The organism is Streptomyces sp. NPDC029044, from assembly GCF_040637495.1.
In the GTDB taxonomy this organism is placed as follows: domain Bacteria; phylum Actinomycetota; class Actinomycetes; order Streptomycetales; family Streptomycetaceae; genus Streptomyces.
The window spans coordinates 1-12,461 of record NZ_JBEZWN010000110.1 but is presented as its reverse complement, the minus strand read 5'-3'; the positions used below and the strand labels follow the sequence as shown (position 1 = coordinate 12,461).

Genomic DNA, 12,461 nt, shown 5'->3' with positions numbered 1-12,461 from the left:
ACGACGGCACCATCGCCGCCGAAGGCAGCGCCGACGAACTGAAGCGGCTCATCCCCGGCGGACACGTCCGGCTCCGCTTCACCGACCCGGCCGCCTACCGCTCCGCCGCGTCCGCTCTGCGTGAGGTCACCCGGGACGACGAGGCGCTGGCGCTGCGGATCCCCAGCGACGGCAGCCAGCGCGAGCTGCGTTCCATCCTCGACTGGCTGGACTCGGCGGGGATCGAAGCCGACGAGCTGACCGTGCACACGCCCGACCTCGACGACGTGTTCTTCGCCCTGACCGGCCCGGCCGGCGCCCCCAACCAGCCCAAGGAGACCACCCGATGAGTTCCCTCGGCCTCGCCCTGCGCGACTCCTCCACCATGCTGCGCCGCAACCTCCTCCACGCCTGGCGCTACCCGTCCGGAACCCTGAACCTGCTGCTCACGCCGATCATGATGCTGCTGCTCTTCGTCTACATCTTCGGCGACGTGATGAGTGCGGGCATCGGCGGCGGCGGTGCGGACCGCTCCGCGTACATCGCCTACATCGTCCCCGGCATCCTTCTGATGACGATCGGCAGCACCGTGATCGGCGCCGCGGTGTACGTCTCCATGGACATGACCGAGGGGCTCATCGCCCGATTCCGCACGATGGCGCTCTACCGCGGTTCGGTACTGGTCGGGCACGTCCTCGGCAGCGTGCTCCAGTCCGTCGCCAGCGTGGTCCTCGTCGGTGCCGTCGGCGTGGCGATCGGCTTCAGGTCCAAGGACGCCACGGTGCTGGAGTGGCTGGCGGCCTTCGGGCTGATCACCCTGTTCGCCCTGGCGCTCACCTGGATCGCGGTCGGGATGGGCATGGCCGGCCCCAACCCCGAGGCGGCCAGCAACATGGCCATGCCGCTGATCCTCCTGCCGCTCATCTCCAGCGCGTTCATCCCCGCCGAGACCATGCCGGGCTGGTTCCGGCCGATCGCCGAGTACCAGCCGTTCACCCCGGCCATCGAGACCCTGCGCGGCCTGCTCCTCGGCACCGACATCGGCCACAACGGCTGGCTCGCCCTCGCCTGGTGCCTCGGCCTGACCGCTCTCGGCTACCGCTGGTCGACGGCGCAGTTCAACCGCGACCCGCGATGAGCGCGCGGGCCGCGTCCCGCAACTCGTCCCGCCCCAGGGCGGCGTACTGCGACACCGCGTCGGCGTACGCCGCCCCGTCGGTCTCCTCAGCGACCCGCCGGGCACGGCCCACGGACATCGAGGGGAATGTCTGCGGTACGTGCGTCCGCTCCGCCAGCGCGAGGAGCCGAACCGCCGAGGCATCGCCCGCGGCGAGCCGCGCCAGACCGAGGGCCAGCACATCGGCGCCGGACACCTGGGTCCCCCCGGCCGGGCGGGAGCCGTCGGTGAGCTGCGCACGGAGCCGGCCTTCCAAGGCCGCCACCAGCCCGGCGACCGGCTCCGGCCGCCCGGCGTGGGCGTGCGCGGCCACCGTGTAGGCCTCGACCGCCCGCGCCCACGGATCCACGGAGAGCTCGGGGGGCGGCGAGTCGCCTTCGCGCACCCGCTCCACGGCCGTCCGCCACCGTTTCAGCCCCAGCTCGGTCAGTCCACGGGCCAGCGCGATCTCCGCCCGGGCGGCCAGGTCGATCACGGAGGCCGAGGTCTGCTCCGCCGGACGGGCCCTCTCCACCCGCCGCTGCCACTCCTCGGCCTCGTCCAACTCACCGCGTTGCAGGCAGGCCAGCACCAGGCCCCGGCGCAGCCCCGTCGTGGGCGACTGGTCACTCAGGTGCTCCAAGGCGTCGAGTGCCGCCAGCAGATGCCGGTACGCCTCCTCGCCGAGACCGGCATCCCCGTACAGCTCGCTGCAACGGGAGTGGCCGAGCAGCTTGAGTGACGGGTTGGGTACTGCGTCGACCGCGGCGAGCAGCTTGTGGGCGGAGGACAGCGCCCGTTCGTGCTCCTGCTCGTGCTCCCAGAGGTAGCTGGCCACGGCCTCGGCGACGCCCGCCAGCAGGGGCGCGTCACTCGCGCACAGTTCCTGGAGCGTCTCGTAGCCGGGCGGGCGCATGTCCGGAAGCGCGCACAGTGCGACGGCGAGTGCCCGCAGCAGCGTGTCCGGCTCCGCGGGGGGCAGCCGGCGCAGGGTGACGAGGTGGCGCGTCCGGAGCGTGCCGTACCCCACGAACGGGGCGGTGACACAAGCGGCGCACAGGGAGCGGGTGACCTCGGTGTGCCGGGCGTCGGGGCGGTAGTGCGACAGCGGCGCCGCGGTGTCGGCGGCCAGACCGAAGACCCGGTGGAAGCTCGTCGAGTCGGTGAGCCAGACCCCGGCCAGCACGGCTCCGGCCGCCGCGGTGGTGGCGTGGTCCTCGCGGGCGAGGGCAAGCCGCAGGGCGAGTACGAGGTTGTCCTGCTCGGCGCGCAGCCGCGGCCAGTGCCGCAGCGGCTCGGGCCCGAACAAAACGTCGTGGTTGGCGAGTCCGAAGTCCCGCGCCCAGCCCAGGAACCGGCCGGTGACCGCCTCCTCCTCCCCGGCTGCGGCACGCCGGACGGCGCTGAACTCCCGCACCGTCTCCAGCATGCGGAAGCGGATCCCGGCCGCAGTGTCGCCGGCCTTCAGCAGCGACTGGTCCACGAGCTGCTCCAGCAGGTACAGCGTGTCGCCGCCCTCTCCCAGCAGATGTTCCGCGGCCTCTTCGGCGAAACCGCCGGGGAAGACCGACAGCGCCCGCAGCGCCGCCCGGGCGTCTTCCTCCAGCAGGTTCCAGCTCCACTCCACGACGGCGTGCAGGGTGCGGTGCCGCTCGGGCGCGTCCCTGCTCCCGCCGCGCAGCAGCGCGAACCTGTCCCCGAGGCGGCGGGCGATCTCGGACACCGACAGCACCCGCACCCGGGCGGCCGCCAACTCCACGGCGAGCGGCAGGCCGTCCAGCTGCCGGCACAGCTCCACCACCGCGTCGGGCGGCAGCTCGACGTCGGGGCGGGCGGCCCGGGCCCGCCGTTCGAAGAGCTCGATCGAGGTCGTCAGGCTCAGCTGGGGCAGGTGGTACACCGCTTCCGAGCTCAGGCCCAACGGTGCCCTGCTGGTGACCAGCACCCGCAGGTCGCTGGACCGCGCCACCAGCTCCCGCACCAGGTCGGCCGCGCCCAGGACGACCTGCTCGCAGTTGTCCAGTACCAGCAGGGCGGGGCCGGTACCGAGGGCGGAGATGATTCCCGCGGGCACGTCGGCCCCGCCGCCGTACCCCCCGGCGCCGCCGCGAGTCGCCTCCCCACCGCCGTACCCCCCGGTGCCGCCGCGAGTCGCCTCCCCGCCGCCGAGCACCGACGCCACCTCGCCGGCCACGTCCTCGTCCGCACCGACTCCGGCCAGCGAGACGAAATGCACCACCCGCTGCTCCGCCTCGCGACTGACGGCGTGCGCGAGCCTGGTCTTGCCCAGCCCGCCGGGGCCGACGATCGAGACCAACCGCGAGGAGTGCAACAAGCCGGCTACCGCGGCGAGATCCTCATCCCGTCCCAGCAGCGGATTCGGATCGTGCGGCACCCCGTAGCGGACCGCGGGCGCCTCCACCTGGAGCAGCTCCTGATGCACGGCCTTGAGCCCGGCGCCCGGGTCACTGCCGAGGTCGTCGCGGAGCTCGCGCCGGTACGCGTCGTAGCGGGCGAGCGCTGCTGACGGGCCGGCCGTGGCCGCCTCGGCGCGCAGCAGCTCGGCCAGTACTTCCTCGTCGCGCGGCGCTCCGGCGAAGACCTCGGTCAGCGGCGCCACGGCCTCGGCCCGTCGCCCCAGCCGGGCGAGCGCGAGCGCGCGGGAGCGTACGAGGGAGCCGTAGAGCGGCGCCCGCTCGGCCCGCAGCTCCGTCACCGGGTCGCCCGGCGCGGCGTGGGCGTCCGGGGCCGCGTCCCAGAACGCGAGGCCGTCCTCCGCACTGGCCAGGGCGGCGGCGTGATCCCCGGCCCGGGCGTGCCGGGCGCAGGCCTCGGCGCAGCGCACCACCGCCGAACTGTCGACCTGCTCCTCACCGAGCGCCAGCCGGTAGCCGGTCGGAGTGCTGATGACGACATCGGCACCGAGTTGCGAGCGCGTGCGGGAGACCAGGATCCGCAGCGCGTTGGCCGGATTGGCCGGCAACTCGTCCTGCCACAGCCCGTCGACGAGCCTCGCGGTACTGCAACCGGAGCGCAGTTCGCCCGCGAGCAGCGCGAGCAGACCGCGCAGCCGAGGCGCGGTGATCTCCCGGTCGCGGTAGGCCACCCGTGACAGGAGGGTCAACTCGGTCTTCACTCGGTCAGGTTATCGAGAGCGGGTCCTTGAACGGCTGCTCCGTGATCCAAGAGCCAAGCTCAGGACAGGGACTCGAAGTACGCCTTCTGCGCGGGGTAGTAGTCCTCGAAGTCGGGCCGCGGCCCGCCCGTGCGCGCGGCGGTGAGCATGTCGAGGTAGTACTCCCAGCCCGGGCCGGTCTCGCCGAGGTGCTCCGTGGAGGCGAGATGCTGGAGCAGGCGGAGTTCGGTGATGCCGTCGGATTCCGCCAGCAGCAGTTCCATCGACCAGGATCCGGCCTCGTCCTCCATCGAGACGGCGAGTCGGCGCGGCGGTTCGCACACTTCGATCCGGAGCGGGCACCAGGGCGCCGACTCCTCGAAGACCAGCTGTACCTCGACGGTGCGGCCGGGCGCCGCCTCGCCGCGCCACGGGCCGAACCAGCGGGCGGTGCGCTCGGGCTCGGTGACACTGGCCCAGACGTCCTCGGCCGGGGCGCGGTAGCTGCGGGTGAGGACGAGGTCGTGCCCCGTCGGCGTGGGGACGAGTCGTCCGGTGGGCTCGAGGGTCATGCCGTGTCCTCCTTGGGGTGGCGCGCGGTGTGCCGATCGTCGGTGAGCTCAGCCCGGCTGCGGTCCCGTCGGGTGCGGTAGACCTCGGTCTCCAACGCCGCCAGATGCTGCGACCAGCCGGCACGCCGGGTGTCGAACTGGGCGAGCCAGGCGGCCAGGTCACCCAGCCGGGAGTGGACGAGCGAGTAGCGCCGGTGGCGTCCGATCTGCTGATCCCGGACCAGACCGCTCTCCCGCAGCACGCGCAGATGGCGGCTGACCGCGGGCCGGCTGATGTCGAACCGGGCAGCGATGTCGCCTGCGGTCAGTGGGGTGACACGCAACATCATCAGGATCTCCCGCCGTACGGGATCAGCGATGGCGTCCGCTACCTCGCTCAGTTCGTCCACACCAGAAGCGTAACCTATAGGTTACGCGTTTGGGCTCCGTTCACCGTCCTCCGTCGATCGGGGGAGGACGGAGATCCGGTGTGGACGACACACGGCTGACAGCCCTGTGCGTCTGACGGCTTGGAGACTCCGCTGACGCCAGGGGTTCGGACAGCACCCGCCCACTGTGCACACCACATGGGGGACCACACCGTGGCAGCCTCGGCACAGGTCGCGATGGGCGTCGCGCACGTGCCTTCGCTCCACGTCCCCCCCGGGCGTGGTGATGTTCGTCCTCAGCACCCTCGCCCTGGCCGGGGCACGGTCCCGCCCCTGTTGTCGCCCCGTCCCGCTGCCAGGTCGTAGCCCCTCGAAGCGCCGTGCCAGGCGCGGTGGCTCGGCCGACGTCGCCTCTTGCGGCCTCGGCGCCGGCAACGGGCCCGGCGGCGCCTCACTTCAAGTGGCGGTCCAGGAACCGGCAGCCGTCCTCCAGCTCGAACCACGGCGTGCCGGTGTGCCCTCCCGGATTCGCGTGCAGCGTCTTCTCGTCGCTGCCGAAGGCGTCGAACAGGTCCAGGGCCCGTTGCCGGGGGTTGCCCTCGTCGTCCCACTGCAACAGGAACAACAGCGGGATGGTCACCCGCCGGGCCTCCTCGCGCTGGGCGCGGGGCACGTAACCACCTGCGTAGAAGCCCGCGGCCGCGATGCGCGGCTCGACCACCGCCAGCCGGATGCCGAGGGCCGTCCACCCGCCGGAGTACCCGACCGGGCCGCCGATCCCGGGCAGTTCGAGCAGGGCGTCCAGAGTGGTCTGCCATTCCGGGACCGCGTTGTCGACCAGCGGGCCGATGAGGGACTCGAAGATCTCGTCGACCGGCTCGCCGGCCCGCATCGCCCGTCGGAGCTCGGCACGAGCCTGCTCGTCCGCGGCGGAGCGGGGACGGTCGCCGCACCCGGCGGCGTCGATGGTGGCCACGGCGTAACCGCGCGTCGCGGTGTACCGGGCCCGGGCCACCAGCCGGGGGTCCGCCTTGGGCAGACCGTTGTTGTGGGCCATCAGGACCAGCGGGGCCGGTGCGGATCCAGGCGTCCACAGGGTGCCGGGAATCTCGCCGAGGGTGAATGCACGCTCGACGACACCGTCGTCGAGGCGCTGTTCAGAAGTGAATTGCACGGTCGTGCCTTTCGGGAGGGCGCGTGAACGGCGCTCCCGGACGACCTATCGCCCGACCGTGACCCCGGAGGGGAGCACCCATGTCGTGACTGCGTTCACGGGTACCACCTCCTCGTTCTCTCGCACGGCCTCCGGGAGACTAGCAACGGTCCCCATGGCCCGCCACCGGGTTTCCATCCCACGGGGACCCCTCATCGGGACGCTGCGCGCACCGCGGAAGCGCCCCGCCCGCCGACCATCCCTGAGCGGACCCCGACCCCGACCCGGAAAAGCCCCTGACCGAGGCGCCACTTGGGCGACAGCGCATCTACCGTGACGAATGCGCCCCGGCCGGCTGCGCACACCTGACACGAGCACTCTCTCCACGAGGAGGACCCATGTGGTCAAGGCGCAGATCCTTACCGCGGCGCATCGCCGCGCGGGGCACTGCCACGGCAGTGGGAGCCGTCATGGCCGTCACCACCGGCCTCGCCGCCGCTCCCGCCGTCCACGCGACGCCCTCTGTCACAGAGCCCCTGCGCTGGGCACCGTGTGCCGAAGCGGCGAAGCCCGGAGCCGAATGCGCCACCCTTTCCGTGCCGGTCGACTGGGCCTACCCGGACGGGCCGAGATTCGAGCTGGCCGTGGCGCGCCGCAAGGCCACCGGCCCCGGCGCCCGCGTCGGCTCGATGGTGTTCGGCCCCGGCGGGCCGGGCGACTCGGGGGTGAGGATGGTGGTGGACCGGGTCAGCCGGTTCAGCCCCGAGGTCCGCCGCAGGTTCGACATCGTCAGCTTCGACCCGCGCGGCGTGGGCGGCAGCAACCCGGTGACCTGCTCCGGTGACCTGCTCGCCCAGCGGCCGTCGCCGGTGCTGGAGAGCCAGGCGGACTTCGACGCAACCACCGCGTACAACAAGCGGCTCCGTGCCGACTGCCGGGCCCGCACCGGCCCGGTCTTCGACCACCTCGACACCGCTCAGACGGTCCGGGACGTGGACGCCCTGCGTGCCGCCCTCGGCGAGCGGAAACTGACCTTTCACGGCAGCTCGTACGGCACACTCCTCGGTGCGCAGTACGCCGAGACCTACCCGCGTCGCGTGCGCGCGATGGTGCTGGAGAGCGTCATGGACCACAGCGTCGCGGCCACCCGTGACTTCCTGCGGGCCGAGGCCGCCTCGGCTGAGGACTCCTTCCAGGAGTTCGTGAAGTGGTGCGACGGGACCGCGGACTGCGCGCTGCACGGCCGCGACGTCCGCGCCGTCTGGCGGGGTCTGCTGACCCGGGCCGGACGGGGCGAGCTGGAGGACCCGGTGAATCCGGGCCGCCCGCTGTCGTCGACGGACCTGGTCAACAAGGTCGCGTTCCGGAAGTTCTACGAGGCCGACTACGCGGGCCTGGCCACGGCGATTGCGGCGATGCGGGCGAGCGAGCCGCTGCCCGCGTCGCGCACCTCGACAGCACCGCTGCCTCCGGCGACCCCCGTCTTCTGCTCGGACTGGCACCTGCCGGTGCGCGACCACAGGACGTACGCCTCGCTCGTCGCCACGATGAACAGGACCGCGCCCGACCTGCCCTACCTGCTGCCGATCCACATGGTGGCGGCGTGTCTGGGCGCGCCGACCGCCAACCCGCAGCACCGCCTGGACGTACGCGGCGCACCGCCCGTCCTCGTGTCCAACGCGCTGCACGACCCCGCCACCGGCTACCCGTGGGCGGTCTCGGTGGCCCGGCAGCTCGGCCGCAGCGGCGTGCTCCTCACCTACGAGGGGCACGGCCACGGCAGCGTCACCAGCGGACCGTGTATGGAGAACGCCGTGGACCGCTACCTCACCGACCTGGCGCTCCCGCCACGGGGCACCCGTTGCCCAGCCCTGGACTCGGTCAGCGCGGCGGGATCGCCGCCTCGGCGGCTGCCTTGATCCGGGCAGCGAAGGCGGGGGCGTCCTTGCGGGCGGCGGTGAGCGCCAGGCCGACGAGCAGCTTGCCGAGTCCGTGGCCCTCCAGGACGTTGTGGAGACGGACCCGGGTCCTGCCGTCGGCCAGCGGCTCCAGGTCGTAACCGCCCTCGGCCACCGCCACGCTGTTCTTGGACACCTCGGTCCACCGGATCCGCGCCGGGGTTTCGAGCTCGGTGATACGGAACTCCCTGGCCGTCTTCACGCCGGCGTCCTTGACCGTGCTGCGGAAGACCGTCCCCACGGCGGTCGGCGTCTCGGGAACCCTCTCGATCCTCAGCACTCGGGGGCTGAACTGCGGATCGTTGCGCCCGTCGGCGAGGTAGTCGAACACCGCCTCGACGGGCCGGTCGATCTCGGTGGTCGCTTCGAACTGTCCTGACATGAGGGCTCCCCGGTCACTGGGTCCGCGCGGTCGTGAAGGGCCGTCAGTGCGTCCTGCCGTAACGGCATCGAGACCCTACGGGAGCGCCGGGCATCCCGCGAGGCGACAAGCGGGCCACCGGGATTCCCGCCCGGAGTGATGAGAGGAGCCTGGGCGTCAGGCGGGTGGCCACTGCTCCGTACGCCACACCGCAGACCAGTGAGACGAGCAGGGCCGCCACGGGGGAGTGGTCCCGCAGGTGGGGATAGACCTGGAAGTGCGTCAGGTAGATGTAGAGCGAGCTGCCCGCCAGCACGCCCGCCAGCCGGTTGACCGGGTCGATGCTGGGCAGGGCGGGCACCCAGAGCAGCAGGACGAGACCGCCGAGCACGATCGTCGTCCGCAGGGTCTGCTCCCCGGGGAAGAGACCGGGCACGGTGACGAGCGTGACCGCCGTCAGCCCCAGTCGCCGGCCCGCCGTGCGGGCCCGGGCCGCCGCCCAGCCCAGTGCGAACAGGAAGAAGACGACGGTCGGGCTCAGGTGGAAGCGGACGTGCGCGAGGCCCCAGGGGTCGTAGCGGCCGGCGAGCCCCAGGGCGACCAGTGCCAGGGCGAAGCCGAAGGGGTTGCGCCGCTCGGCGCGGTGCAGCCGGGGGATCGCCAGCAGAACCGCCAGCCCGGCCAGGAAGTAGACCAGCGCCTCGACGAACCAGTAACGCCATTCGGGGTCGGAGTTGTCCTGTTCGAAGAGGCTGTTGGCCAGGACGACGTTGGCCACGTCGTACTCGCGGGTCAGCAGCAGCGCGAAGGCGATCCACACCATGCTCGGAACGGCGATGCGGGCGATGCTCCGCCCCATCCTGCGCAGGCGCTCCCGGCGTTCGCCGACGGAGAGGTGGAAGCGCGCGAAGTTGTATCCCGCGACGGCGAGCAGCACGTGGGCGCCGCCTTGGACGAGGAAGACGGGGATGTGCGAGCCGACGACGAGGACGATGCCGACCGCCCGCAGGGCGATGCCCGTCTCCAGGCTGCGCCGCAGCCCGCGCCGCGGCACGGCCGGGGGCGTACGCCCCACGGTGTCCGCGGCCCGCAGCCGGCGGATCGGTGTGGTGTGCCAGTCGGCGGGCAGCACGCCCAGGACCTGCTCCAGCCGCAGCGACATCTCGACGTACGACAGCGAGTCGCCGCCCAGACTCACGAAGCTGCTGTCCTCGGTGACGTCGGTCCGGTCGAGGATCTCGGCGTAGAGGGCACAGAGGTCGTCGTCGCCCGGGTCCGGTGCCGAGGCCGAAGCGTCGCGAGCCAGCCGCCGTAGCGCCTCGTGGTCGGTCTTGCCCGAGGCGAGCCGCGGAAGCTCGGCCACCGGCAGCACCCGTATCGCGCGCGGCGGCAGACCGCAGCCCTCGCTCACCAACCGCCGTAGGGCCGTCGCCTCGGCACCCGCCGTGCTCGCCGCGACGACGGTCAGCGTGTCGTCGTCGCCCACGCATGCGGCGCGGACGCCGTGCTCTTCCAGTTGCGCCTCGATCCGGTGGGGGTCGAGGCGCAGACCGAGGATCTTGATGAAGCGGCTGCGCCGCCCCACGATCTCGTACAGCCCGTCGGGGGCGCGCCGGGCGATGTCGCCGGTGGGCAGTTCCTCCAGGGTGCGGCCGAGGGCGAGGTCCGCGGGCGTCTCGGCGTAACCGAGCATGACGTTGGGGCCCGAGTAGACCAGCTCGCCGGTGTCGGGCGATGCGATGCCCTCGACCGGCCGCAGCCGGAAGGAGCCTCCGGGGATCGGCACCCCTATGGTTTCCGGACGCTCCTGCGCGAGCGCCGGCGGCAGATAGGCCATGCGGGCCGTCGCCTCGGTCTGCCCGTACATGACGAACAGCTCCCAGCCGGATCTGCGGCCCAACTCGGCGAACGCGGCGACTCGTTCGGGTGCCAGTCGGCCCCCGGCCTGAGTCACGTAGCGCAGGTGGGGCAGCCGCATCCGGGCGAAGCCGACCCGGTCGAGCAGGTCGAAGGTGTACGGCACTCCGGCGAGCGCGGTGCCGCGGGCCGCACGGAACTCCTCCCAGAAGGCGGTGTCGGCGACCGACCGCTCGGTGAGGATCAGCCCGGCACCGCGCAGCAGGTGACTGTGGATGACCGACAGGCCGTAGCAGTAGTGCGGGGGCAGGGTCGTGGCCGCGCGGTCGGACTGACGGATACCCAGGTAGCCGGCTATGGACTCGGCGTTGGACTGGAGGTTGTCGTGCGAGAGCCGGACCAGCTTCGGTGATCCGGTCGAACCGGAGGTGCTCAGCAGCAGTGCCAGATCCGGGTGGAGGACGTGCGTGCTCGTCCGGCGCCGCTCGTCGAGGGTCCAGGTGCCGTGCTCGTCCGGGCGCGCGACGACGTCGGGATCGTAGGCGGCCGTCAGGGCGTCGATGGTGGAGGTGCTGTCACCGGGGACGAGCAGGACGGGGTGTCCGCCGGCGAGGGCCGCGAGGTGGATCACGAGTGCGTCGGTCCGATTGGCGCCGGCCAGCAGCACGAGTCGGCGCGTGCGGCCGAGGCGTTCGGCGGTGGCCGCGACCCGCTCCGCGAGCGCCCGGTAGGTGACCTCGCCCGATGGCGTGATCAATGCGGTGCGATCACCGTGAGCCGCGAGGTCACGTGCGAACGGAACGCCCCGTCCACGCGCGGGCGGCTGCGGCGTCGAAAGAGGGGCAAAGCGCGGAAACGCCGTGGTCAAAGGGGCCGGGGCAGGTCGGGATGAGTCGATCACGGGCGCGCGACCTTTCTGCGGCAGCGTCCGCAAATAGCACAGATCCCTTGACGGTTAGGCAAGCTTTACCTTATTCATAGCATGTTCACAGCTGGCTTGAAAGCATCGCTTCGCCGCTCGCTGACCCGACGGCGCGACCCGCGCCGTACCGGCGAGCCACCCAGGAAGGCACACCACATGCGACGCCCCTCGGCTCGCCGGATCACCGCGCTCCTCGCGGCCGGCCTGCTCCTGCCCGTCCTCGCCTCCTGCGGCTCCGGCGACGACAAGGGCGGCTCCGCGGAGGGCGGCGACTCCGCCCTCGTCATCTACTCCGGGCGCAACGAGAAGCTGGTCAAGCCGATCCTGGACAAGCTGGAGAAGGCGGTCGGCGCCGAGGTCGAGGTGCGCTACGGCGACAGCGCCGAACTGGCCGCACAGATACTGGAAGAGGGCGACCGAACCAAGGCCGGACTGTTCTTCTCGCAGGACGCCGGTGCCCTGGGCGCCCTGTCCAAGGAGGGCATGCTGGCGAAGCTGCCGCAGTCGAGCCTCGACGAGGTGGACAAGGCCTACCGAGGCGAGGAGGGCGACTGGGTGGGCCTGTCGGGGCGGGTGCGTGTCATCGCCTACAACCCGGACAAGGTCGCCGAGGACAAGGTCCCGGACCGGGTGGCCGACGTGACGAAGCCCGAATGGAAGGGCAAGGTCGGCTTCGCGCCGACCAACGCCTCCTTCCAGGCCTTCGTCACCGGCATGCGCGTCCTGGAGGGCGACGACGCCACCCGGCTGTGGCTCAAGGGCCTGAAGGCCAACGGGAAGGTGTACACCAACAATCTCGCCACCCTCGACGCCGTCGAGTCGGGCGAGGTCTCCCTGGGCCTGGTCAACCACTACTACTGGTACGAGCGGGTCGCCGAGAAGGGCGAGGACAAGGTCGGCGCACAGCTCAAGTTCCTGCCCGGGGCGGTCCTCGCGCCACGCACCCACGGTCATCGCCCCCCGGAAGACGCCGAAAAACGCAGACGACCCGCGAGTCTGGTTCCTCCTGGGGAGGAGCCG

At 72.1% G+C, this 12,461-nt stretch carries 10 protein-coding genes; 4 read left to right on the top strand and 6 right to left on the bottom strand.

Features of this window, described 5'->3' with window-relative positions; translation table 11 throughout:
* A partial coding sequence (locus AB0E85_RS38560; RefSeq protein ID WP_361937437.1) for a DUF4162 domain-containing protein occupies positions 1-329 on the top strand: 329 nt, incomplete at its 5' end.
* Positions 326-1,117, top strand: coding sequence for an ABC transporter permease (locus AB0E85_RS38555; RefSeq protein WP_361937436.1), 792 nt, complete (start codon positions 326-328; stop codon positions 1,115-1,117). The genes AB0E85_RS38560 and AB0E85_RS38555, both read left to right, overlap by 4 nt.
* Here AB0E85_RS38555 and AB0E85_RS38550 read toward each other — a convergent pair.
* From AB0E85_RS38550 to AB0E85_RS38535, 4 genes are all read right to left on the bottom strand, one after another.
* Positions 1,098-4,271 (bottom strand): BTAD domain-containing putative transcriptional regulator, encoded by a 3,174-nt coding sequence (locus AB0E85_RS38550; RefSeq protein WP_361937435.1) that lies wholly within the window; start codon positions 4,269-4,271, stop codon positions 1,098-1,100. The genes AB0E85_RS38555 and AB0E85_RS38550 overlap by 20 nt on opposite strands.
* A 59-nt stretch (positions 4,272-4,330) precedes the next feature.
* Entirely contained in the window at positions 4,331-4,822 is a 492-nt protein-coding gene (locus AB0E85_RS38545) for an SRPBCC family protein (RefSeq protein WP_361937434.1), read from the bottom strand.
* Complete coding sequence (locus tag AB0E85_RS38540; protein ID WP_361937433.1) at positions 4,819-5,211, bottom strand: metalloregulator ArsR/SmtB family transcription factor; 393 nt, start codon at positions 5,209-5,211, stop codon at positions 4,819-4,821. The genes AB0E85_RS38545 and AB0E85_RS38540 overlap by 4 nt, the downstream gene beginning before the upstream one ends.
* A 430-nt stretch (positions 5,212-5,641) precedes the next feature.
* Positions 5,642-6,364, bottom strand: coding sequence for an alpha/beta hydrolase (locus tag AB0E85_RS38535; RefSeq protein ID WP_361937432.1), 723 nt, complete (start codon positions 6,362-6,364; stop codon positions 5,642-5,644).
* Between the two features lie 377 nt (positions 6,365-6,741).
* Between AB0E85_RS38535 and AB0E85_RS38530 the strand changes: the two genes are divergently transcribed.
* Positions 6,742-8,262: an alpha/beta hydrolase gene (locus AB0E85_RS38530; protein ID WP_361937431.1), complete on the top strand. Its 1,521-nt coding sequence runs from the start codon at positions 6,742-6,744 to the stop codon at positions 8,260-8,262.
* Here AB0E85_RS38530 and AB0E85_RS38525 read toward each other — a convergent pair.
* Both AB0E85_RS38525 and AB0E85_RS38520 read right to left on the bottom strand, forming a co-directional pair.
* Positions 8,225-8,683, bottom strand: coding sequence for an SRPBCC family protein (locus tag AB0E85_RS38525; protein ID WP_361937430.1), 459 nt, complete (start codon positions 8,681-8,683; stop codon positions 8,225-8,227). The two genes, AB0E85_RS38530 and AB0E85_RS38525, sit on opposite strands and share 38 nt — an antisense overlap.
* A gap of 43 nt (positions 8,684-8,726) precedes the next feature.
* Positions 8,727-11,387 carry an AMP-binding protein gene (locus tag AB0E85_RS38520; protein ID WP_361937429.1) on the bottom strand — a complete coding sequence of 887 codons (2,661 nt, stop codon included), beginning with the start codon at positions 11,385-11,387 and terminating at the stop codon, positions 8,727-8,729.
* 210 nt (positions 11,388-11,597) lie between these two features.
* On the opposite strand from AB0E85_RS38520, the gene AB0E85_RS38515 reads away from it, so the two are divergent.
* Positions 11,598-12,461, top strand: an 864-nt coding sequence (locus tag AB0E85_RS38515; protein WP_361937428.1) for an extracellular solute-binding protein, incomplete at its 3' end; no start/stop codon positions are given.